Here is a 22,186-nt window from a genome sequence, read left to right as displayed (position 1 = left end):
GGTGTGCACGTGATCGACTGCCCGGTCGATTACAGCGAGAACGACCGCATCCTCAACAGCGAGCTGCGTGAGCGCGCGCTGGCGGTGTAAGCCCTGACAGGCCGGCGCCGTCTTTTTGCCGGCGCGGCCTGGTGCTGCAAAGAGGCCCGTATAGCCGACGGTAATGTGTCGGCTTTACGGGCCTTTTCGCAATACAAGGCTGCTTCTGTATCCCATTCACCCCAGCTCAAGCAGACCTTGCAGGCTGGCCAGAATGGCATTGGCGTCATAAGGCTTGCGGGTGATGGGCACATGCTGCAAGTGCTCGGGGATGCTGATGCCGTCGCCATAGCCGGTGGCAAAGAGGAACGGGACCTGCCGGCGAACCAGTTCATCTGCTACGGAAATGGATGTTCCGGTGCCCAGGTTGACATCCAGTATTGCCGCGTCCGGTTTGTGGCTACCAAGCAGTTGCATGGCTTGGTCCTCGGAGCTGGCGGTGATCACGTCCTCGATTTGCGCATCGTTGAGAATTTGCTCCAGGCCTACTGCAATCACCAGTTGATCCTCGAGTATCAGCACACACAAGCCCGAGCGCGCTGCAAGCGCACCGTTTGCACGGGCCAGAGGCGTGGCCGGGAGAGCGGTTTCTGCCGTTTCGGCTACGGAAAGGTGCTTGGCCGGGATTCTGAAAAAGCCTTGCAGGCCTTCGGGGTGATATTCCACTGCGCTGGTGCCACCCAAGTCGAACGGGATGCTGCGGTCGATCAGCACCGTGCCGAAGCCGCTGCGGCTGGGCGGGCGTACCGTTGGCCCACCCCTTTCCCGCCAACTGACGGCACAGGCGTTGCTGGCGTCGATTGCCCAGCTCACCGAAAGCTTGCCGCCAGCCCGCGATAGCGCACCATACTTGGCCGCGTTGGTGGCCAGTTCATGCAGCACCAGCGCCATGACCGAGTACGCGCGCGCATCGAGGATGACGTTCGGGCCCTGCAACTCGATCACGTCGGCAGCCGTGCGATAGGGAGAAAGCTCGGCCTCCAGCAGCTTCGCCAGGCGCCCGCCACCGTCACCGCGCACCACCTGGTCATGGGCCAACGACAAGGCCTGGATACGCCCTTTGAGCGTTGCCACATAGTCCTGCAGGGTCTGGCTCTCCGGGGTCGGATGGGCAACCAGTGCACCAATCAGCGACAGGATGTTCTTGACCCTGTGGTTGAGCTCTTCGTTGAGCATGCGCTGGCGCACGTCGGCTTTGGCGCGTTCACTGGCGAGCAGTTCGCTGTTGTGCAGCACCACCTCGACGATAGCGGTACGGATGGCATCGCCAAACTGGCGGTCCTGCTCGGTCCAGGGTAGCGACTGCTGGTGAACGGTTTCTTTCCAGATGGCGAAGCTCTTGCGGGGCGTCAGGCGATCACCCAATGCGCCGCTGTCATAGGTCTTGTTCGGGTCCCCGGCCCAATCGAGTGTCTCGACCACCTCCTTGCGGAAGAAGATCAAGTAATCCCTTGGGTGTTGCGACATCGGGACGATCAGCACACCCGACACATCATTAAAATACGCCTGGGCCGACGGGAGCACTGTCGACAGGCGATTGGACGCCCAGATTCGGCCTTCGCTGACCATGTCTGCCAGGCGCAGCAGATCAGGCACGGCCGTTTGGGGCGGCGCCAGCCCTGCGCACGACCAGCGGCCTAGCAGCGACATGCCGATGCCGTCGCAGGGAATCAGCGACATCAACCGGGGCAGGCGTGCGTGGAAGAACCCATCAATGTCCGCCGCCTGGTTGGCGTCGCGCAGCAGGCTGTCCAGGGCTTTGTGGATGCGCACGGCGGCTTCGAGTTTTTGCCGGCTACGCAGGGTCTCGATATGCAGGGAGAAGAACTCACCGAACATCTCGGCGGCCACACGTTGCCCCATGGCCAGCGTGCGCGGTGCGTAGTGATGGCAGGCAATCATTCCCCACAGCTCGCCATTGACGATGACGGAAATCGACATCGAGGCGCCCACGCCCATGTTGCACAGGTATTCGCAATGGATCGGCGAGACGCTGCGCAGGTGCGCGTAGGACAGGTCGAGCGGTTCGCCCGAGGGGTCGAGCACCGGGTTGATGGCGACCGTATTGAACTGGGCGTCGGAGATTACCCGGATCGGGTTGCGCAGGTAGAGCGCGCGGGCCTGCTGGGGGATATCGGAGGCGGGGAAGTATTGGCCCATGAAGCTTTCGAGGTCGCTACGCTTGGACTCGGCAACCACCTTGCCGGCACCGTCGGCTCCCAGCTGGTAGATCATCACCCGGTCGTAACCGAGCACCGCCCTGACAAAGCGGGCGGCGTCGCGGAACAGCTTGTGGGTCTGGTCGATTTCGCGCAGTTGGGCAATCAGTGTGCGGGCCAGCTCGATCGGTTCGGCGATGCTCGCCCCGGCGGGCTCGAATTCGAGGATTGCCGTGCCTTTGTACAAGTGGGCGGCGATGTCGACGGCCTCGCCGTTGGGCAGTGTCACGCCGAAACTGAGCGCGGGCCGCGAGGCATCTCGGGTACGGGCAAGTGCGTTGCGAAGCGTATGCGTGACCTCGTCACCCAGCACCGCGTGCAGTTTCTGACCATTGATATCGTTTGCTACACCCAGCATCTGTGGGGCGTTGACCGAATGGCGCAGCACCACGGTCGCCGAGGCATCACAGGCCAGCAGGCAGCCATGGGGTTGGATGCTCCCGGGAATCTGGATGGGCTCCCGGTCGCAGTTGGTCAGGTTAACGTGGGGGTTGTAGGTCATTGGCCCGTGCCTGTGGGTAAGGGGAGGCGGGCTGCAGGTCCGCCATCGTCCGTCAGCCTAGCAGGCATTGCACGCCTTGGGGATGGCAGGTCGGGCAATGCCGGTCCATTCCCAAGGCAATGCTTTGATCACAGCATGGAGTACGGATGTACTCCCGTCGAGAATCGCTTGAACGCAGCTACGATCAATGGTCTTATCCCGCGCTTGAGCCAACTGGTATTGCAAGATGAACCGCCCGCTGTTTATTTCCATCGATGGGCCCAAGGGTACCGGCAAGACCACGCTGCTGGAGGCCGTCACTCAAGCATTACGGCTGGACGGGAACAAGGTGATCCGCCTTTGCGAAAGAAAGAATGATCCTCACCGGGGTGAGACCATGGCCCTGGTCAACCAGCTTTCCAGAAGCCCTTGCCAGGACCTTGAGTTCAAGGTTTGCGAACGCTTCGCTGAAAGCCGAGCCTGGATTTCCCGACATGTACTGCCCAGGCAGCCCGCTGACAGCATCATCCTGATTGACCGCTGGTACCCCTCTGACGCTGCGTTTCGCCGCACAGTGCCGTTTGACAAGATCCTGCGCCTGAACCTCGAACGAAACGTGCAAGTGCCCGATTTGCATGTCGGGGTTGTCACAACGCCTGAAACCTCGTGGGCGAGGGCCGCGGCGCGCACGCGTGGGCTGGGCAGTACGGTGATCCATAACCTGGATGAACAGGTTGCCTGTACCGAGGCGTTCGAGCGTGCGGTTGCGGAGCAAGGCTGGGTGCTGTGCCGTAATGAAGGGACCGTCGACGAGGCAACGCGGCAGGTCGTTCGCGAGATTCAGGGCGTGCTTCGACACCTGTGAGGCTTGGGTGAGTATGGCCTATCTACTGCCTCTGCAGGTATCAGGCGCCCTGGCGGTCGATATCACGGCGCAGGACTACCGACGTGGTAATGTCATCCACTGATTCGTGACGTGCCACGTTGTCGCGTACCTGGTTGAGGTCGTCGATCGTTCGGGTCTCCACTTCAACCACCAGGTCGAGCTGACCGCTCACCGACGACACCCGCCGTACGCGCGCGTCCGTTGCCAACTGGTCGAGCAGCCCCATGGCAGGCGTGCGCTGCAACGTCACCAGCAAGATCGCGCGTATCACGTTGGCGTCTATTTCGCCGATGTCAGCGCGATAACCGCGAATGACCCCGCTGCGTTCAAGGTTGGCGACACGCTCGGTCGTGGCACTTCGGGAAAGGCCGATGCGGCCGGCTAACGCCTTGAGCGCAATGCGCGCGTCCTTCGAAAGTACCTCAAGAATCTCGCGATCTTTAGCGTCCAGGTCACGCATTGCAGCCCCTTGATAAGCTTGCCGTCATAATGCCGGTCGGGACCGGCATAATGCCTGTTGCGCCCGACCGTATGCAGGGTGTCCGTTTCGGCGGCGCATGACAAGCTATTGAAAAACAATCAGCGCGTTCGGAACCTGATGATATGACAGACCTTTCCCACCCGGCACCTCGGTTTTCGGCAAGCGATGCAGAGGGGCTTGCAAAAGATTTCTTCAATGTCACCGGCACTGCAACGCCTCTGGATGGGGAGCGTGATCGCAATTATCGCCTGGAGACTGGCGTAGATGCAGGCTGGATACTGAAAATCGTCAATGCCAGCGAGCCCAGGGTAGAAAGCGAGTTTCAAACCGCGCTACTCGACCACCTGGCCGTGCATGGCGCGCATTTGGGCGTACCACACCTGCGGGCCAGCGTGACGGGCGACTACCTGCCGTCTGTGGCCAGCAGCACCGGTGAACAGCACGCTGTGCGCCTGGTCAGCTGGCTGGCCGGCACGCCACTTGCCAAGGCCAGACGCTCCCTGGCGCTGATGAGAAACTTCGGCCAGGCACTCGGTGAACTTGACCGTGCGCTGCAGGGCTTCATGCACCCGGGCGCAGTCCGCGACCTGGACTGGGACTTACGCCATGCTGCGCGCTCCCGTTCGCGGCTGCACTGCATCAAGGACCCTGATCGCCGGGCCGTTGCCGAGCGCTTCATCACCCGGTTCGAGCAGACGGTACAGCCTGAACTGGCGTCCCTTCGGGCCCAGGTGATCCACAACGATGCCAACGACTGGAACATCCTGGTCGATGCCGAAACGCCCCGTAACGTGACTGGCTTCATCGATTTTGGCGATGCCGTGCACACCGTTCTGATTGCCGAGGTCGCAATCGCCAGCGCCTACGCCATTCTCGACATGGACGACCCGATCGGCGCTGCTGCTGCGCTGGTGGCCGGCTTCCATGAGAAGTACCCGTTGCAAGCGCAAGAGCTCGATGTGTTGTTCAACCTGATTGCCATGCGCTTGGTCATCAGCGTCACGTTCTCCGCTTCCCGGCAGGACCAGACCGACGACAACCCTTACCTGGCGATCAGTGAAGCGCCTGCCTGGCGTCTACTGGAACAGCTCGATTCGATGAACCCACGGTTGGCCACCGGCATTTTGCGCAAGGCCTGTGGTTTCGATGCCGTCGAAGGTGCGGGGGAAGTCCGCCGCTGGATTGCTGACAACCACAAGTCGTTTGCCGACCTGGTGCGACCGTCAGCCGCCATTCTGGACAAGGTCATCGCGCCGTTTGGCGATGCCAGCCATGAGATGACCATTGCCTCGGCCCAGCAGCGCCCTGCAGATGCGACGCGGTGGTGGAATGAATGCTCTGCCGCGCACAAGGCCCCGCTGGGCATCGGGCCATGGGGCGAGGTACGTGCCGTCTATACCGACAGCGCCTTTGAGTCTCGCTTCATCAAGGGGCAGCACCGGACCCTGCATGTGGGGGTAGATTTGCTGATGCCAGCGGGTACGCCGCTGTACGCACCGATTGCCGGCACCGTCAGAAGCGTCGAGGTCGAGCCAGGCCCGCTGGGTTATGGCGGCCTGGTGATGCTCGAGCATACCCCGCCCGGTTGCCCGCCATTTCTGACACTGTGGGGGCACATGGCCCACGAGGCGCTCAGCCGTTTGAAGGCCGGTGACAAGCTCGAAGCCGGCGACCTGGTCGGTTACATGGGCAGCGAGCACGAGAACGGCGGCTGGATCCCCCACCTGCATCTGCAGGTGGTCACCGATACCCAGTTGCGCGCGTGCGAGGTCATTGGCGTGGGTGAGCCCGCGTACCGCGAAGCGTGGGCCGACCTGTTTCCCGACGCCTCGGCCGTGGCCGGTATCCCGCCAGAGACCTACAGCCAGCAGGGCATGACCAAGGCCCAGATCATTGCCAGGCGCAAGGAACTGCTGCTACCCAACCTGTCCATTTCGTACACCGACCCGATCAAGTTCGTGCGCGGTGATGGCGTATGGCTGATCGACAACTTCGGGCGGGCCTACCTGGACTGTTTCAACAACGTGTGCCACCTGGGCCATAGTCATCCCGACGTGGTCGAAGCCCTGACCCGCCAGGCTGCGCTGCTCAACACCAATACCCGCTACCTGCACGACAACATCGTCGAATACGCCGAACGCCTGACCGGCACTTTGCCCAAGGGCCTTTGCGTAGCGTCCTTTGGCTGCTCGGGGAGTGAGGCCAACAGCCTGATGCTGCGTATGGCGCGCAACTACACAGGCAGTGATCAGGCGATCGTGCTGGACTGGGCCTACCACGGCACCACGCAGGAACTGATCGATCTGAGCCCTTACAAGTACAAGCGCAAGGCGGGCAAGGGCAGGGCGTCGCATGTTTACGAGGCCGTGGTCCCGGACAGCTACTACGCGCCTGAGCACTGGCCCGTGGAAGCGCACGGCAAGCGCTTTGCCGAGTCGGTGGCAGAGCAGTTGGATGCCATGCGCAAGGCAGGCAAGCGCCCCGGGTTTTTCATTGCCGAATCGATCCCCAGCGTGGCGGGGCAGGTGTTTTTGCCCGAACACTACCTTGAGGAGGTGTACGCCATGGTGCGCGCCGAAGGTGGGCTGTGCCTGGCCGATGAGGTTCAGGTCGGGTTTGGCCGGGTCGGCAGCCACTGGTGGGCATTCGAGACCCAGGGCGTGGTCCCGGATGCCGTCAGCATGGGCAAACCCATTGGTAACGGCCACCCGATGTCGGCGGTAGTGACCACGCGCGAGGTTGCCGATGCTTTCAACAACGGCATGGAGTATTTCAATACCTTCGCCGGTAACCCAGTGTCATGCGCGGTGGGCCTGGCGGTACTCAATGCAATCGAGCGCGACCAGTTGAAAGAAAACGCCTTGAGTGTCGGCCATTACCTGCTCGAGGGTTTGCGCAAGCTTCAGCAGCAATTCGACGTGATTGGCGATGTGCGCGGGTTGGGCCTGTTCCTCGGCATCGTGCTGGTCACCGACCGCAAGTCAAAGGCGCCAGCCACGGCCCTGGCCAGAAAAGTGGCTGATGGTGCCCGGGAGCGCGGCGTGTTGATCGGCACCGAAGGCCCGCATGACAACGTGCTGAAAATGCGGCCTTCGATGATTTTCAGCCGGGCCAATGCGGACTTCCTTCTTGAGGTGCTGAAAGACAGCTTCACCGCGGCGCTGAAATAGCGTTTCAGCGCGGGCAGGGCGTGCGCATGTGCACGCCCTGCGGTGCACCTATCTGGCGAGCCGGGCAGGTTGCCAGCATCAAGCGCCCCTAATGCTCAGGCCTTCGCGAGCCTGGCCATGCGGGCCGGAGGCCTCTGGCAATGCCGTGACCTTGATCGCGCGCACCGGCACGGCGAACTTGGCGCCGATTTGCGAGAACCGCTCCAGCAGCCTGAAGTTGATCGCCTGCTGAATGTCCATGTAAAGGTTGTAGCCTGGGTCCTGGACGATGTAGACACACTCGAACTCCAGCGCCTCTTTGCCGAAGCCGCGCAGGTGAGCGCGATCGAAACGCGCCTGCTCCTGGGCTTTGATGGCGTCTTCTACGATGGCTGGCGCTTTCTTCACGGCCTCGGTGGGCGTGTCGTAGGAAAGCCCGAACTCGAACACGATGCGACGTTCTTGCAGGCGCTTGTAATTCTGGATGGTGCTGCTGATCATGCTGGCGTTGGCCATGACGATCTGTTCGCCGCCGAGGCTGCGGATGCGTGTGGTTTTGAGGCCAACGTGTTCAACGGTGCCCGCCAGGGGCCCGATGACGATGAAGTCACCGATCTCGAACGGCTTGTCCACGGCGATCGACAACGAAGCGAACAGGTCGCCAAGGATATTCTGCACAGCCAGCGCCACCGCGATGCCGCCCACGCCAAGGCTGGCGACGAAAGCGGTGATGTTCACCCCCAGGTTCGACAGCATCGCCAGCACTACGACTGACCACAGCAGGACCCGCGCGCCCCAGGCCGAAAGGGTTGCCAGTGCGCTGCCCTGGTTCAGGCCGTCCGTACGGTGGCGGGCGAAGTAGCGGCTCAGGCCCAGGCCGATGGCGCGGTTGGCCCACAGGCCAATCTGCAAGGCAGCGACCACGAACCACAGGCTGCTGACCCTGCTCAGCCAGCGCTCGGGCAGGTCCAGCATGCTCAGGCCCACCAGCAAGGAGGCCAGCAACAACAGAACGTTGCTGGTGCCGGAAAGCACCTTGGCCATTATCTGGCTCAATGGGCCTTCGTGTTCGGACCAGCGCCGTACCCGGCGCATCAGGAAACTGATGGCGGCACGGGCGACCAGGAAGACTACGGTGGCGACTGTCAGCGCCACCAGCAGGTTGAGAATGGAGATGCCGAATAGGGTGGTGTCGGTGAAAAACGCGATGATGCGGTCGTTCATGAGTACCTCGCCTCTGGGTTGATTTGCCAAGGTGCTTTCTTGGGACGTCAAAGAGGCGCAACAGGTCGATCGGATTTCACCACGCGGGGGTTGACTGAGTCAGTCCCGGTAGATTTTCTTCAATAACCGCAACAGTTCAGTCCTTTCGTCATCCGAGAGGTTGGATGTCGCCTGGTGATCGCTGTCGGCGGCGATGTGCTTCAACTCCTTCAACAGGGCTTCGCCCGATTTGCTCAGGAAAATCCCATACGAGCGCTTGTCCGGCTTGCACCGCACGCGCACGGCCAGCGCGCGCTCTTCCAGTTTGTTCAGCATTGGCACGACTTGCGGGGGTTCGATTGCCAACGCACGCGCCAGGTCGGCCTGCATCAGCCCGGGGTTCTGGTCGATGATCGCCAGGGCGGAAAATTGGGCCGGGCGCAGGTCATGGGCCGAGAGCTGGGCAATAAGGTTCTGAAACAGCTTCAATTGCGCGCGTCGCAAGGCGTAGCCGATCAAGTCTTCAAGCACCCCTTCTCCCACAGGAGCAGCCACGCAAGCGTCGTCGGTACTACGGGCAGACCTAGCCATCAGGTTTCATGCTCCTCGATCATGGGTAATAAAGTTACCTATTTTGCCTGTCCTTATGCGATTCGGCTAGAGAGGTTCTGGAAAAAGGCAGCGCGGCTAGCCCCGGGACAAAGATAAAATTGTTAATGGTTAATTGACATAACTAATATGACCCGTTAGCGTGGCCCCATCACCTCGAACAACAAGAGTGCAGAACCATGAGCAAATACGAAGGCCGCTGGACCACCGTGAAGGTCGAACTGGAAGCGGGCATCGCCTGGGTGACCCTCAATCGCCCGGAAAAACGCAATGCCATGAGCCCCACCCTGAACCGGGAAATGGTCGACGTGCTGGAAACCCTCGAGCAGGACGCTGACGCTGGCGTGCTGGTATTGACCGGTGCCGGCGAGTCCTGGACCGCCGGCATGGACCTGAAGGAGTACTTCCGCGAGGTGGACGCCGGCCCGGAAATCCTCCAGGAAAAGATTCGTCGCGAAGCCTCGCAATGGCAATGGAAGTTGCTGCGTCTGTATGCCAAACCGACCATCGCCATGGTCAACGGCTGGTGCTTCGGCGGCGGCTTCAGCCCACTGGTGGCATGCGACCTGGCGATCTGCGCCAACGAAGCGACCTTTGGCCTGTCGGAAATCAACTGGGGCATTCCGCCTGGCAACCTGGTCAGCAAGGCCATGGCCGATACCGTTGGCCATCGTCAGTCGCTGTACTACATCATGACCGGCAAGACCTTCGATGGTCGCAAGGCTGCCGAGATGGGCCTGGTGAACGACAGTGTGCCGCTGGCCGAGCTGCGTGAAACCACCCGCGAGTTGGCGCTGAACCTGCTGGAAAAGAACCCGGTGGTGCTGCGCGCCGCGAAGAATGGCTTCAAGCGCTGCCGCGAGCTGACCTGGGAACAGAACGAAGACTACCTCTACGCCAAGCTCGACCAGTCGCGCCTGCTGGACACTACTGGCGGCCGCGAGCAGGGCATGAAGCAGTTCCTCGACGACAAGAGCATCAAGCCAGGCCTGCAGGCCTACAAGCGCTGAGTCGCACCGCGGGCGACGGTGTGCCGCGCCAAAGCCCGCGGGTATTTCTCTATAACGACAACAAGAGGAATGAGCATGTTGCAGGTGCCTTTGCTGATTGGCGGGCAGTCGCGCCCCGCCAGCGATGGACGAACCTTCGAGCGCTGTAACCCGGTGACTGGCGAGGTGGTGTCGCAGGCTGCCGCCGCCACACTGGCCGATGCCGATGCCGCGGTGGCTGCTGCCAGCGCGGCGTTTCCGGCCTGGGCCGCCCTGGCACCGGGCGAGCGGCGCAGCCGCTTGCTGGCAGGCGCTGATCTGTTGCAGGCGAGGGCCGCCGAGTTCATCGCCGTCGCCGGTGAAACCGGGGCCATGGCCAACTGGTATGGCTTCAACGTGAAGTTGGCCGCCAACATGCTGCGCGAGGCTGCAGCCATGACCACGCAGATCACCGGTGAAGTGATCCCCTCGGACGTCCCTGGCAGCTTCGCAATGGCCCTGCGCGCGCCCTGCGGCGTGGTGTTGGGCATCGCGCCGTGGAACGCCCCGGTGATACTGGCCACGCGTGCCATTGCCATGCCGCTGGCCTGCGGCAACACCGTGGTGCTCAAGGCCTCGGAGCTGAGCCCGGCGGTCCATCGGCTGATCGGCCAGGTGCTGCACGATGCAGGCATCGGCGACGGCGTAGTCAATGTCATCAGCAATGCGCCGCAGGATGCCCCGGCCATCGTCGAGCGGCTGATCGCCAACCCTGCGGTACGCCGGGTCAACTTCACTGGTTCGACGCACGTCGGGCGCATCGTCGGCGAACTGGCGGCCCGCCACCTCAAGCCGGCCCTGCTCGAACTGGGCGGCAAGGCACCTTTGCTGGTGCTCGACGATGCCGACCTGGACGCCACGGTCGAAGCGGCGGCCTTCGGTGCCTACTTCAACCAGGGGCAGATCTGCATGTCCACCGAGCGCCTTGTGGTGGACAGCCGTATTGCCGACGCCTTCGTCGACAAGCTGGCGGTGAAGATCGCCGGGCTGCGTGCAGGTGATCCGCAAGCCAGCACCTCGGTGCTCGGCTCGCTGGTCAGCGCAGCGGCCGGCGAGCGCATCAAGACACTGATCGACGATGCCGTGGCCAAGGGCGCGCGCCTGGTCAGCGGCGGCCAGCTGGAAGGCAGCATTCTGCAACCGACCTTGCTCGACAACGTCGATGCCAGCATGCGCCTGTACCGCGAGGAGTCCTTCGGCCCGGTGGCGGTGGTACTGCGCGCCGAAGGCGACGAAGCCTTGCTGCAGCTGGCCAACGACTCGGAGTTCGGTCTGTCATCGGCCATTTTCAGCCGCGACACCAGCCGCGCCCTGGCCTTGGCTCAACGGGTGGAGTCGGGTATCTGCCATATCAACGGCCCGACCGTTCACGATGAAGCGCAGATGCCGTTTGGCGGGGTCAAGTCCAGCGGCTATGGCAGCTTCGGCAGCCGCACGGCCATCGATCAGTTCACCCAGTTGCGCTGGGTCACCCTCCAGCACGGCCCGCGTCACTATCCCATCTAGCCGCGGCAGGCCCAGGCCACTGGCAAGATGACCGCCGCCCGTCATTTCGGGCGGCGGCAGGATGTACAACAAGAACAAGGAGCAACCTGCGTGAATAACGAAGCCCGCTCAGGGTCGACCGACCCTGGCCAACGTCCGCGCTACCGCCAGGTGGCCATCGGGCATCCCCAGGTGCGGGTCAGCCTCGTCGACGACGTGCTGCGCATGCAACCTGTCGAGCCACTGGCGCCGCTGCCGGCGCGCCTGCTCGAGCGCCTGGTGCATTGGGCCCAGGTGCGCCCGGACACCACTTTCATCGCGGCACGCCAGGCAGACGGTGCCTGGCGTTCGATCAGCTACGTGCAGATGCTCGCCGATGTGCGCACCATCGCCGCCAACTTGCTAGGACTGGGCCTCAGTGCCGAGCGCCCGCTGGCGCTGCTTTCCGGCAACGACATCGAACACCTGCAAATCGCCCTCGGCGCCATGTATGCCGGTATTGCCTATTGCCCGGTGTCGCCGGCCTACGCGCTGTTGTCGCAAGACTTCGCCAAGTTGCGCCATGTCTGCGGGGTGCTCACCCCCGGAGTGGTCTTCGTCAGCGACAGCCAGCCGTTCCAGCGCGCCTTCGAGGCGGTGCTGAACGATTCGGTCGGCGTGATCAGCGTGCGTGGCCAGGTCGCAGGTCGCCCCCATATAAGCTTCGACAGCCTGCTACAACCGGGTGACCTGGCGGCGGCCGATGCGGCTTTCGCCGCCACCGGGCCGGACACCATCGCCAAATTCCTCTTCACCTCGGGCTCGACCAAGCTGCCCAAGGCGGTGATCACCACCCAGCGCATGCTGTGCGCCAATCAGCAGATGCTTCTGCAGACTTTTCCGACGTTCGCCGAGGAGCCGCCGGTGCTGGTGGACTGGCTGCCGTGGAACCACACGTTCGGCGGTAGCCACAACCTCGGCATCGTGCTTTACAACGGGGGCAGTTTCTACCTGGACGCCGGCAAGCCGACCCCGCAAGGCTTTGCCGAGACCTTGCGCAATCTGCGCGAGATTTCCCCCACGGCCTACCTCACCGTACCCAAGGGCTGGGAGGAACTGGTCAAGGCACTGGAGCAGGACCCAGAGCTGCGCGAGGTGTTCTTTGCCCGCATCAAGCTGTTCTTCTTTGCCGCCGCAGGCCTGTCGCAAAGCGTCTGGGACCGGTTGGACCGCATTGCCGAGCAACACTGTGGCGAACGCATCCGCATGATGGCCGGCCTTGGCATGACCGAAGCTTCACCATCGTGCACCTTCACCACCGGGCCTTTGTCGATGGCCGGCTATGTCGGGCTGCCGGCACCTGGCTGCGAAGTGAAGCTGGTGCCGGTGGGTGACAAGCTCGAGGCGCGCTTCCGTGGCCCCCATATCATGCCGGGTTACTGGCGCTCGCCGCAGCAGACCGCCGAGGCGTTCGACGAGGAGGGCTTCTACTGTTCGGGCGACGCGTTGAAGCTGGCCGATGCCAGGCAGCCCGAGCTTGGCCTGATGTTCGATGGCCGTATCGCTGAGGACTTCAAACTTTCGTCCGGGGTATTCGTCAGTGTCGGGCCGCTGCGCAACCGCGCAGTGCTGGAGGGCTCGCCTTACGTACAGGACATCGTGGTCACCGCGCCGGACCGTGAATGCCTGGGCCTGCTGGTGTTCCTGCGTCTGCCCGAGTGTCGGCGCCTGGCCGGGCTGGCAGAGGATGCCAGCGATGCGCAGGTGCTGGCCAACGACACCGTGCGCAGTTGGTTCGCTGACTGGCTGGAGCGATTGAACCGCGACGCCCAGGGCAACGCCAGCCGTATCGAATGGCTGTCGCTGCTGGCCGAGCCGCCGTCGATCGACGCCGGTGAAATCACCGACAAGGGCTCGATCAATCAGCGCGCTGTGCTGCAGCGGCGCGCCGCTCAGGTCGAGGCGCTGTACCGTGGCGAAGACCCCCACGCATTGCACGCCAAGGTGCGGCCTTGAGTGCGGCCGGGCTGTGCACCGTCTTTGAGGACACGGCCATCGTCCAGATGGTGCGCACGCCCTGGGTCGACCTGGGTGGCGCATTGGCCGCGATCTCGCCCATCGACCTGGGCATTCAGGCCGGTCGCGCGGTGCTGGCACGTGCAGCTGCCGCCCCTCAGGCGGTAGACAGCGTGCTCGCCGGCAGCATGGCCCAGGCCAGCTTCGACGCCTACATGCTGCCACGCCATGTCGGCCTCTACTGTGGCGTGCCGCAGTCGGTACCGGCACTGGCGGTGCAGCGCATCTGTGGCACGGGCCTTGAACTGTTGCGTCAGGCCGGTGAACAGCTGCGCAGTGGCGCCCGCCAGGTGCTGTGCGTGGGTGCGGAGTCGATGTCGCGCAACCCGATCGCGGCCTATGAACACCGGGGCGGTTTTCGCCTGGGGGCACCGGTCGGGTTTAAGGACTTTCTCTGGGAAGCCCTGTACGACCCGGCTGCCGGCGTGGACATGATCGGTACTGCGGAAAACCTGGCCCGTGCCTATGGCCTCGCTCGTGAAACGGTGGACGCGTGGGCCCTGCGCAGCCATCAGCGGGCCCTGCAAGCCCAGGCGCAGGGCTGGTTCGACGAGGAAATCGTCAGCGTCACCGCGCAGGCACTAGAGGCAGAAGGCTGCCAGCCACGCGGCATTGCATTGCCGCGTGGCGTGAGTGAGGTCAGCCAGGACAGCCACCCGAGGCCTACCGATGCCGCCGCACTGGCCCGGCTGCGCCCGGTGCACGCCGGTGGCGTGCAGACGGCTGGCAACAGTTGCGCGGTGGTCGATGGCGCGGCGGCAGCCTTGGTCACGCGCTACTCCGATTGCACTCATCCGCCTTTGGCGCGCTTGCTGATGGCCACGGCTGTTGGCGTGCCGCCCGGCCTCATGGGCATCGGGCCGGCGCCGGCCATTACCTTGCTGCTCGAGCGCAGCGGCCTGCGCCTGGAGCAGATCGACCGCCTGGAAATCAACGAGGCCCAGGCCGCCCAAGTGCTGGCGGTGGCCCAGGCGCTCGAACTCGATGTGGACAAGCTCAATGTCCATGGCGGCGCTATCGCCCTCGGTCACCCACTGGCCGCTACAGGCCTGCGCCTGGTCCACACCTTGGCCCGTCAATTGCGCGACGGCAACTTGCGCTATGGCATCGCAGCGGCATGCATCGGCGGTGGCCAAGGCATGGCGCTGCTGATCGAAAACCCTCATTTCGTTGCCTGACCCGGAGGTATCCGATGACCTGGAAGGCGCCCCTGCGCGACATGCAGTTCGTCCTGCAACACTGGCTGCGGGCCGATCAGGCCTGGGCGCAATTACCGGCATATGCCGACGTCGACCTCGACCTGGCGGCCCAGGTACTGGAAGAGGCAGCCCGTTTCTGCGAGCAGGTGTTGGCCCCTTTGAACCGTTCGGGCGATCGCCAGGGCTGCCAGATGGAGGGCGGGGAGGTACGCACCCCGGACGGATTCCCAGCGGCTTATCGCGCCTACGTCGACGGTGGCTGGCCGTCGCTGGCATGCGCCCCGGCGCTTGGCGGCCAAGGGCTGCCGTTAGTGCTGGAGGCGGCCTTGCAAGAGATGCTGTTCGGCAGCAACCACGGCTGGGCCATGTACACCGGCATCGCCCACGGTGCCTACCTGTGCCTGAAAGCCCATGCATCCGCTGAGCTGCAGGCGCGCTATCTGCCGGGCATCGTCAGTGGTGCCACCCTGCCTACCATGTGCCTGACCGAACCCCAGGCCGGCAGCGATCTCAGCCTGTTGCGCTGCCGCGCCGTGCCCCTGGGCGACGGTGGCGACGGTGGCTACGCGGTCAGTGGCAACAAGCTGTTCATCTCTGGCGGCGAACACGACCTGACCCGCGACATACTCCATCTGGTGTTGGCCCGGTTGCCGGATGCGCCGCCCGGCAACCGCGGGCTCTCGCTGTTGCTGGTGCCGAAATGGCTGGAGGATGGCCAGCGCAATACACTGTACTGCGACGGCCTGGAACATAAGCTGGGCATCCGGGGCAGCGCCACCTGTGCACTGCGCCTGGAGGGGGCCCGGGGCTGGTTGATAGGCCAGCCCCATGGCGGCCTGGCGGCGATGTTCGTCATGATGAATTCCGCGCGGCTGCATGTTGGCCTGCAAGGGCTGGGGCATGCCGAGGCCGCCTGGCAACAGGCCCGCGATTATGCCCTGGAGCGGCGCCAGATGAGTGCCCCGGGGCGGGCCAAGGGGGGCGCCCAGGGCGCCGACCCGATCCACCTGCACCCGGCCATGCGTCGGGTCTTGCTGGAGTTGCGGGTGCGTACCGAGGGGATGCGCGCGCTGGCCTACTGGACGGCCCAGTGGCTGGAGATCGCCGACGCCGCCGTCGAGCCTGCACAACGGGCGAAGGCCGCGACATTGGTGGCGCTGTTGACCCCCATCGTCAAGGCGGCCTTCACCGAGCAGGGGTTCAGCCTGGCAAGCCAGGCCCTGCAGGTGTTCGGTGGCTATGGCTACACCCAGGAGTTTGCCATCGAGCAGACCTTGCGCGACAGCCGCATCGCGATGATCTACGAAGGCACCAACGAAATACAGGCCAACGACCTGATGCTGCGCAAGGTATTGGGCGATGGGGGGGAAGGTTTCGCCCTGCTGTTGGGTGAGTTGCGTGCCGAGGCCGCTGCGGACGCTGGCGCCGACGCCGCCGCGTTGGGCAGCGCGTGCGACACGCTGGAGGCCGTGCTGGCCAAGGTGCTGTCGATGACCGCGGGCGATCCCGAATTTCCGTACCGCGCCGCAGGCGACTTCCTGCAGTTGTGCGCAACGGTGCTGCAGGCCTTCGCCTGGGCCCGCAGCGCGCGCTGCATCCAGGCGTTGCCAGTGGGGGCGGCGCAGCGTCGGGAAAAGCAGGAAAGCGGTGGGTTCTTCTTCAGCTACCTGCTGCCCGACCTCGACCGGCAGGTGGCGGCCATCGACGCGGCCGCCACGCCGTTGCCATTCATTGCCGAATCGTTCTGAAACCCACGTGCGAGGTCGTCATGAACACCGGCTGCGGCTGGCGTGCCGAGGGGCGGTAGCGCATGCAGCGGTCCGCCGAACACAGGTGCGAGCCGCCTTTGATCACCGCCACCGGCACGCCGGGGTCTGCCGGGTCGAAGCTGTCACTCAGGGTCGGGCCTGAGGGGTCGAGCTTGGCGTCGCGCTGTGCGTCATGGCCTGGCCGATAGCCCGTGCGAGTCAGCTCCCAGACATTGCCGCCGGCATCGAACAGGCCAAAGCCGTTGGCCGGGAAGCAGCCCACGGGTGATGTACCGGTAAAACCATCCTTCGCCGCATTGCGATAAGGGAACTGGCCCTGCCAGGTATTGGCCATGAGCTTGCCCTTGGGCTGCTCGGTGGCACCCCAGCTGAAGTCGGCATCGGTCAGGCCGCCGCGCATGGCGTATTCCAGCTGCGCCTCGCTGGGCAGTTCGCGGCCTGCCCAGCGGGCATAGGCCTGGGCATCTTCCAGGGCGATCTGCACCACCGGATGATTGTCCAGCCCGGCCAGGCTGCTGCCCGGCCCTTGCGGGTGTCGCCAGTTGGCGCCGGGCACGAACTGCCAGCCGGGGCTGAGCACGTCCGCACCCTGATGAAACACCATCGCACCCGGTATCCGCAGCGCGTCCGGCAGGGCAGGGTCGTCCTCGACACGGGTACCGCGCTCGGCATGGGTGACATACCCGGTGGCCTTGACGAAGCGCGCGAACTGGGCGTTGGTGACCGGATGCACGTCAATCCAGAAGCCGGACACCTTGGCGGGGTGAGGCGGGCCTTCTTCGTCGTAAAAGCGGCTTGAACCAAAGCTGAACTCGCCGCCCGGCACGTGCACCATGCCGTCTCGCCAAGGGCCTTGGCGCTGCGCGGGCAGGCCGCTGTAGCCCGTGCACAGCAGCGCCGGCGCCGGGGCTTGCGGCCACACGGCATAGGCGGCGGCGAGCAGGCCGGTGGCGAGTGCTGCGCAGCCGGCTGCCCGGGCGATCATTGCTGCTTGACCAGGATCGGGCTGGCCGGACGGCCGTCGGCATCGATCGCGATGTTGCCGCGTTGGGCATAAGCCTTCCAGTCGCGCAGCATCAGCGCCACCTGCTCGGGGTGCCCGGCGCCGATGTCGTGGTGCTCGCCAGGGTCCTTGCGCAGGTCATACAAGTGCCAGCTCGGCTTGCTGTCGGTGGCATCCCACACCAGCTTCAGCGGGCCCTTGCGCAACGAGGCGCTGCCGTTGATTTCCCACCCCAGGGCTTCGTCATGGGCGTGGATCTGGCTGTCCTGGCCTTGCAGGTAGTTCAGCGCCGACGTGCCTTGCGGCGGCACGATATCGCGGTCCCGGTACTTGACGCCGGGCATCGGCGCACCGGCCAGTTGCAGCAGGGTCGGCATGATGTCGCGGACGCTGGCCAGCTCTTCGCTGCGGCCGGCCTTGATGGTGGCCGGGTAGTAGACGAAGGCCGGTACGCGGATGCCGCCCTGGTAGGTGGTCATCTTGTAGCGACGGCTGGGCAGGGCGCTGACCTGGGCCCAGGCCGAGCCGATCATCAGGAACGAATCGCGGCGGCCGTAGTTGTCCAGGCGGTTATCGAAGTTTGCCTTGATCCACTCGGGGTCGACACGGGTGGCGTTCTCCGGACCGTTGTCGGACATGAACAGGATCATCGTGTTTTCCAGCTCGCCGGTCTTGCGCAAGTGGTTCACCAGGCGCCCCACCTCGGCGTCCAGCGCCGTGACCATGGCCGCATACACCTCCATGGTGCGTGCGGACTGGCGTTTTTGTTCATCGCTCAGCGATGCCCAGCTCGGCACGCCTTCCAATTGTGCTTGCAGGGGGAAGTCGGCGGGCACCAGGCCGGCTTCACGCTGGCGCTTCAGGCGTTCGTGGGCGATGACTTCGTAGCCTTGGTCGTAACGGCCTCGGTACTGCGCCAGGTACGCATCCGGCGCCTGCAGCGGCCAGTGCGGCGCGGTATAGGCGGCAAAGGCGAAGAACGGTTTGTTGCTGGCCTTGCCTTGGTCGATCGCGTCGATCAGGCGGTCGGTGTACCAGGTGGTGGAATAGAAGTCGTCGGGCAGCGCGATCGGCTTGCCGTTGTGGCGATAGGTGGCGCTGTAGTTCGACTGCAGGTCCATGTTGGCCTGCTTGAAGTGTGCCGCGCCGCCTTCGAGCAGCACGTAGGCCTGGTCGAAGCCGCGGTTGTGTGGCTGTTGGGCCGGTTGCATGCCCAGGTGCCATTTGCCGGCGATGTAGGTGCGGTAGCCGGCGTCATGCAGCAGTTCGGCGAGGGTCGCGACATTGGTACCGAGCACGCCTTCGTAGCCGGCGCGTACCTCTGCGCCGGCCGGCAGGCGCTTGCGTGTCTCCGACATCATGCCCAGCCCGACCAGGTGTGGGTCGTTGCCGGACATCAGCATCGCTCGCGTCGGCGAGCAACTGGGCGCGGCATGGAAATCGAGCATCAGGCGGCCGTCGGCCAACAGTTTGTCCAGGTTGGGCGTCTGGATTTCGCTGCCCAAGGCCGACAGGTCGGAGAAACCGAGGTCATCAGCGACCACCAGCAGAATGTTTGGTTGTTTAACGGTTGGTGCGGCCATGGCGTGGCTGGCACCAAGCATGAGCACGCCGAGGGCGGCAAGGGGGCGGAGGCAATTCATGGGGGGACTCTTGTTTTTGTAATGGACTCGAATTTTGCGCATGGTCTCTGAATAGACTGCACGCTACTGGATTCTAGCGACGGATGAATGAATGCCGCAGCCGCTGGCTGCAGAAGTGTGCGATTAGCGAACGCTTGATGCTGATCATTCCTTGTACACGGGTAAAACGCTATTGACGGCGTATATGGTTAACAAAAATAATCGTTAATAGAGTTATCCAGTTTGTAAGAACAATTATAAAAACAAGTGAAGGGAAATTCTGATGATCAAGCCGTTGAACGGGGTATGCCTGCCCCTCATGGTGCTTTCGCTGTGCCAGTCCGCCTACGCGGCCAGCCCGCTTGAAGAGAGCCGGCCGGGGAGGCCAGGGGCCCCTCGCTGGATCGAGGACTACCGCTTTCTCGACGACCCCGCCAAGGCCACTGCCCCCTTCGATGGCCTGCGCTACCATCGACTGTCAGAGTCGGCCTGGCTGCAACTCGGGGCTGAGGCCCGCTACCGGGCCGATGCTTCGGACAAACCCTTCTTTGGCCTGCGCGGGCTGAACGACGATTCCTATCTGCAGCAACGGCTGCAGGCCCATGCCGACCTGCACCTGTTCGACGATGCCGTGCGTACCTTCGTCCAGGTCGAGAATACCCGCGCCTTCGGCAAGGACTTGTACTCGCCCAATGATGAAAGCCGCAATGAAGTGCGACAGGCCTTCGTCGATTTCAACCACGATTTCGCTGCCGGGCGCTATACCACACGCGTAGGTCGCCAGGAGATGGGCTTCGGCGACCAGGTGTTGGTCACCTACCGCGACGCGCCGAACATCCGCCTGAGCTTCGACGGCGTGCGCGCCAGCCTCAACCTCAAGGACGGACGCAAGCTGGATGCATTCGCTGTGCGCCCGCTGAAAACCGGTGAAGACAGTTGGGACGACGGCAGCAACAACAACATCAAATTCTACGGCCTTTACGGCACCTTGCCGCTGTCGGCGTCGTGGAACATGGACCTGCTAGCCTTTGGCCTGGAAACCGACGACCGCAGCCTGGCCGGCGAGTCGGGTGACGAGCAGCGCTACACCTTCGGCACGCGGCTGTTCGGCCGCCATCAGGCACTGGACTGGAGCTGGAACCTTGCCGGGCAGACCGGCCACCTGGGCAACGCGTCGATCCGGGCCTGGGCGCTGTCGAGCGACAGCGGCTTCACCTTCACCCACCCCTGGCAACCGCGCCTGGCCATGCGCATCGATGCCGCAAGCGGCGACAGTGACCTGGGCGACGGAAAAGTCGGCACCTTCGACCCGCTTTACCCACGCAATGGTGTCTATGGCGAAGCCAGCCTCACCACCCTGAGCAACATCATCGTGGTGGGGCCGACCTTCGGCTTCTCGCCCTGGCGCACGCTGCGCATCGAGCCGGGCATCTTCGAAGTGTGGAAACAGCGTGAGGAAGACGGCGTGTACATGCCCGGCATGAGCATGCTGGCCAACACCCGCGGCACGGGTCGCCATGTCGGTACCATCTACCGCGCCAGCACGCGCTGGCTTGCCACTCCCAACCTGACCCTGGACCTTGACCTGAAGTACTACGACGTGGGCACGGCCATCAAGGAGGCTGGCGGCGAAGATTCGTCGTTCGTCTCAGTACGTGCCACGTTCCGCCTTTGACCACCCGACCGATAACAACAACAGAGGGCCACACATGCATCATTCATCCGCGTCATCGGGCAAGGCCGTGCTCACCATCGGCTTGTGTTTTCTCGTTGCCTTGCTGGAAGGGCTGGACCTGCAGGCCACCGGCATCGCCGCGCCGCACATGGCCAAGGCATTCAACCTGACCCCTGCCATGCTCGGTTGGGTATTCAGTGCCGGGTTGCTGGGGTTGCTGCCCGGCGCGCTGATCGGCGGTTGGCTGGCAGACCGCTTTGGCCGCAAAGCGATCCTGATCGTGGCGGTGCTGCTGTTTGGCGGCTTCTCACTAGGGACCGCCCATGCCCAGACCTACGATTCGCTGTTGATCGCGCGGCTGATGACAGGGCTCGGGCTGGGGGCGGCGCTGCCGATCCTGATCGCCCTGGCCAGCGAGGCGGCGCCTGAGCGTCTGCGCAGCACAGCGGTCAGCCTGACTTACTGTGGTGTGCCGCTGGGCGGGGCGGTTGCGTCGCTGATCGGCATGGCCGGCGTGGGCGACGGTTGGCGTACGGTGTTCTACGTCGGCGGCATCGCACCGATCGTGATCGCCTTCGTGCTGATGATCTGGCTGAAAGAGTCCCAGGCATTCCGTGCCCAAGGCGTTGCCAAGGCTGGCAGTGAAGGTGTGCTTACCCAACTGTTCGGGCCGCAGCAGGCAAGCCGCACGCTGTTGCTGTGGGTGGCATGTTTCTTCACCCTGACAGTGTTGTACATGTTGCTCAACTGGCTGCCGTCGCTGTTGATCGGCCAAGGCTTCAGCCGACCGCAGGCGGGCGCCGTGCAGATTCTGTTCAACCTGGGTGGGGCGGCTGGATCGTTCCTGACCGGTCGGATGATGGACCGCGGGTTTGCCGGGCGGGCGGTATTGATCGCCTACGCCGGCATGCTGGCGTCGTTGGCGGGGCTGGGGCTGTCGAGCAGTTTCGGGCTGATGTTGCTGGCCGGGTTCACTGCAGGGTATTGCGCCATTGGTGGCCAGTTGGTGCTGTACGCGCTGGCGCCGACGCTGTATTCGACCCAGGTGCGCGCAACGGGCTTGGGCGCTTCGGTGGCGGTGGGGCGCCTGGGTTCCATGGCCGGTCCTCTGGCGGCCGGGCAGATCCTTGCAGCAGGTGCAGGTGCGGGGGGGCTGCTGATGGCCGCGGCTCCAGGCCTGGTGCTCGCGGCGTTGGCGGCACGTGCGCTGCTGAAACACCGAACCCGCACGCAACGCCCGGAGCCGGGTGAGGCTGCGGCTCAGGACCCTGCATAGCGCTTCC

Annotated in this window: 16 protein-coding genes; 10 read left to right on the top strand and 6 right to left on the bottom strand. The window is 64.0% G+C overall.

Annotation, left to right across the window (positions count from 1 at the left end; translation table 11 throughout):
- On the top strand, positions 1 to 90 hold a 90-nt coding region (locus ACF8Q6_RS18070), incomplete at its 5' end, for a hypothetical protein (protein WP_232856785.1).
- Positions 91 to 216: 126 nt separating this feature from the next.
- On the opposite strand, the gene ACF8Q6_RS18065 is transcribed toward ACF8Q6_RS18070, so the two are convergent.
- Positions 217 to 2,760, bottom strand: coding sequence for an HWE histidine kinase domain-containing protein (locus ACF8Q6_RS18065; protein ID WP_392491920.1), 2,544 nt, complete (start codon positions 2,758 to 2,760; stop codon positions 217 to 219).
- 226 nt (positions 2,761 to 2,986) lie between these two features.
- On the opposite strand from ACF8Q6_RS18065, the gene ACF8Q6_RS18060 reads away from it, so the two are divergent.
- Positions 2,987 to 3,604 carry a dTMP kinase gene (locus ACF8Q6_RS18060; protein WP_012052227.1) on the top strand — a complete coding sequence of 206 codons (618 nt, stop codon included), beginning with the start codon at positions 2,987 to 2,989 and terminating at the stop codon, positions 3,602 to 3,604.
- Between the two features lie 40 nt (positions 3,605 to 3,644).
- On the opposite strand, the gene ACF8Q6_RS18055 is transcribed toward ACF8Q6_RS18060, so the two are convergent.
- The gene (locus ACF8Q6_RS18055; RefSeq protein ID WP_004374903.1) at positions 3,645 to 4,085 is read right to left on the bottom strand and encodes an Lrp/AsnC family transcriptional regulator; all 441 of its coding nucleotides are present in this window, start codon (positions 4,083 to 4,085) and stop codon (positions 3,645 to 3,647) included.
- Between the two features lie 143 nt (positions 4,086 to 4,228).
- Between ACF8Q6_RS18055 and ACF8Q6_RS18050 the strand changes: the two genes are divergently transcribed.
- Positions 4,229 to 7,276, top strand: a complete 3,048-nt coding sequence (locus ACF8Q6_RS18050; RefSeq protein WP_392491918.1) for an aminotransferase class III-fold pyridoxal phosphate-dependent enzyme — start codon at positions 4,229 to 4,231, stop codon at positions 7,274 to 7,276.
- Positions 7,277 to 7,354: 78 nt separating this feature from the next.
- On the opposite strand, the gene ACF8Q6_RS18045 is transcribed toward ACF8Q6_RS18050, so the two are convergent.
- Positions 7,355 to 8,479, bottom strand: coding sequence for a mechanosensitive ion channel family protein (locus ACF8Q6_RS18045; protein WP_392491917.1), 1,125 nt, complete (start codon positions 8,477 to 8,479; stop codon positions 7,355 to 7,357).
- A 99-nt stretch (positions 8,480 to 8,578) separates the two neighbouring features.
- Complete coding sequence (locus ACF8Q6_RS18040; protein ID WP_392491916.1) at positions 8,579 to 9,049, bottom strand: MarR family winged helix-turn-helix transcriptional regulator; 471 nt, start codon at positions 9,047 to 9,049, stop codon at positions 8,579 to 8,581.
- 197 nt (positions 9,050 to 9,246) lie between these two features.
- Here ACF8Q6_RS18040 and ACF8Q6_RS18035 point away from each other — a divergent pair, with 197 nt between their 5' ends.
- The 5 genes from ACF8Q6_RS18035 (at position 9,247) to ACF8Q6_RS18015 (ending at position 16,582) form a co-directional block, all read left to right on the top strand.
- On the top strand, positions 9,247 to 10,077 hold the full coding sequence (locus tag ACF8Q6_RS18035) for a p-hydroxycinnamoyl CoA hydratase/lyase (protein ID WP_010954234.1): 831 nt from the start codon (positions 9,247 to 9,249) through the stop codon (positions 10,075 to 10,077).
- 75 nt (positions 10,078 to 10,152) lie between these two features.
- Positions 10,153 to 11,601: an aldehyde dehydrogenase gene (locus ACF8Q6_RS18030; protein WP_392491915.1), complete on the top strand. Its 1,449-nt coding sequence runs from the start codon at positions 10,153 to 10,155 to the stop codon at positions 11,599 to 11,601.
- Positions 11,602 to 11,691: 90 nt separating this feature from the next.
- Positions 11,692 to 13,575: a feruloyl-CoA synthase gene (locus tag ACF8Q6_RS18025; RefSeq protein WP_392491914.1), complete on the top strand. Its 1,884-nt coding sequence runs from the start codon at positions 11,692 to 11,694 to the stop codon at positions 13,573 to 13,575.
- Complete coding sequence (locus tag ACF8Q6_RS18020) at positions 13,572 to 14,813, top strand: thiolase family protein (RefSeq protein ID WP_392491913.1); 1,242 nt, start codon at positions 13,572 to 13,574, stop codon at positions 14,811 to 14,813. The genes ACF8Q6_RS18025 and ACF8Q6_RS18020 overlap by 4 nt, the downstream gene beginning before the upstream one ends.
- A 14-nt stretch (positions 14,814 to 14,827) precedes the next feature.
- Entirely contained in the window at positions 14,828 to 16,582 is a 1,755-nt protein-coding gene (locus ACF8Q6_RS18015; RefSeq protein WP_392491911.1) for an acyl-CoA dehydrogenase family protein, read from the top strand.
- On the opposite strand, the gene ACF8Q6_RS18010 is transcribed toward ACF8Q6_RS18015, so the two are convergent.
- Together ACF8Q6_RS18010 and ACF8Q6_RS18005 are read right to left on the bottom strand one after the other, a co-directional pair.
- Positions 16,563 to 17,588 carry a formylglycine-generating enzyme family protein gene (locus ACF8Q6_RS18010; protein ID WP_392491909.1) on the bottom strand — a complete coding sequence of 342 codons (1,026 nt, stop codon included), beginning with the start codon at positions 17,586 to 17,588 and terminating at the stop codon, positions 16,563 to 16,565. The genes ACF8Q6_RS18015 and ACF8Q6_RS18010 overlap by 20 nt on opposite strands.
- Positions 17,585 to 19,249 (bottom strand): arylsulfatase, encoded by a 1,665-nt coding sequence (locus ACF8Q6_RS18005; protein ID WP_392491907.1) that lies wholly within the window; start codon positions 19,247 to 19,249, stop codon positions 17,585 to 17,587. The genes ACF8Q6_RS18010 and ACF8Q6_RS18005 overlap by 4 nt, the downstream gene beginning before the upstream one ends.
- Positions 19,250 to 19,511: 262 nt before the next feature.
- Between ACF8Q6_RS18005 and ACF8Q6_RS18000 the strand changes: the two genes are divergently transcribed.
- Together ACF8Q6_RS18000 and mhpT are read left to right on the top strand one after the other, a co-directional pair.
- Positions 19,512 to 20,903: an alginate export family protein gene (locus tag ACF8Q6_RS18000; protein ID WP_392491906.1), complete on the top strand. Its 1,392-nt coding sequence runs from the start codon at positions 19,512 to 19,514 to the stop codon at positions 20,901 to 20,903.
- Between the two features lie 34 nt (positions 20,904 to 20,937).
- The gene (mhpT, locus tag ACF8Q6_RS17995) at positions 20,938 to 22,179 is read left to right on the top strand and encodes a 3-(3-hydroxy-phenyl)propionate transporter MhpT (protein ID WP_019438196.1); all 1,242 of its coding nucleotides are present in this window, start codon (positions 20,938 to 20,940) and stop codon (positions 22,177 to 22,179) included.
- Positions 22,180 to 22,186: the final 7 nt, after the last annotated feature.

It is taken from the genome of Pseudomonas sp. GLN_2, assembly GCF_043106005.1.
In the GTDB taxonomy this organism is placed as follows: domain Bacteria; phylum Pseudomonadota; class Gammaproteobacteria; order Pseudomonadales; family Pseudomonadaceae; genus Aquipseudomonas; species Aquipseudomonas alloputida.
The sequence above is the reverse complement of the archived record's forward strand: the minus strand, read 5'-3'. Positions and strand labels throughout refer to the sequence as shown.

Coding starts and splice junctions, on each gene's coding strand:
- ACF8Q6_RS18045 (WP_392491917.1), bottom strand. CDS start 8,479: ATGAACGACCGCATCATCGCGTTTTTCACCGACACCACCCTATTCGGC.
- ACF8Q6_RS18060 (WP_012052227.1), top strand. CDS start 2,987: ATGAACCGCCCGCTGTTTATTTCCATCGATGGGCCCAAGGGTACCGGC.
- ACF8Q6_RS18000 (WP_392491906.1), top strand. CDS start 19,512: ATGATCAAGCCGTTGAACGGGGTATGCCTGCCCCTCATGGTGCTTTCG.
- ACF8Q6_RS18035 (WP_010954234.1), top strand. CDS start 9,247: ATGAGCAAATACGAAGGCCGCTGGACCACCGTGAAGGTCGAACTGGAA.
- ACF8Q6_RS18005 (WP_392491907.1), bottom strand. CDS start 19,249: ATGAATTGCCTCCGCCCCCTTGCCGCCCTCGGCGTGCTCATGCTTGGT.
- ACF8Q6_RS18015 (WP_392491911.1), top strand. CDS start 14,828: ATGACCTGGAAGGCGCCCCTGCGCGACATGCAGTTCGTCCTGCAACAC.
- ACF8Q6_RS18040 (WP_392491916.1), bottom strand. CDS start 9,049: ATGGCTAGGTCTGCCCGTAGTACCGACGACGCTTGCGTGGCTGCTCCT.
- ACF8Q6_RS18055 (WP_004374903.1), bottom strand. CDS start 4,085: ATGCGTGACCTGGACGCTAAAGATCGCGAGATTCTTGAGGTACTTTCG.
- ACF8Q6_RS18050 (WP_392491918.1), top strand. CDS start 4,229: ATGACAGACCTTTCCCACCCGGCACCTCGGTTTTCGGCAAGCGATGCA.
- mhpT (WP_019438196.1), top strand. CDS start 20,938: ATGCATCATTCATCCGCGTCATCGGGCAAGGCCGTGCTCACCATCGGC.
- ACF8Q6_RS18010 (WP_392491909.1), bottom strand. CDS start 17,588: ATGATCGCCCGGGCAGCCGGCTGCGCAGCACTCGCCACCGGCCTGCTC.
- ACF8Q6_RS18065 (WP_392491920.1), bottom strand. CDS start 2,760: ATGACCTACAACCCCCACGTTAACCTGACCAACTGCGACCGGGAGCCC.
- ACF8Q6_RS18030 (WP_392491915.1), top strand. CDS start 10,153: ATGTTGCAGGTGCCTTTGCTGATTGGCGGGCAGTCGCGCCCCGCCAGC.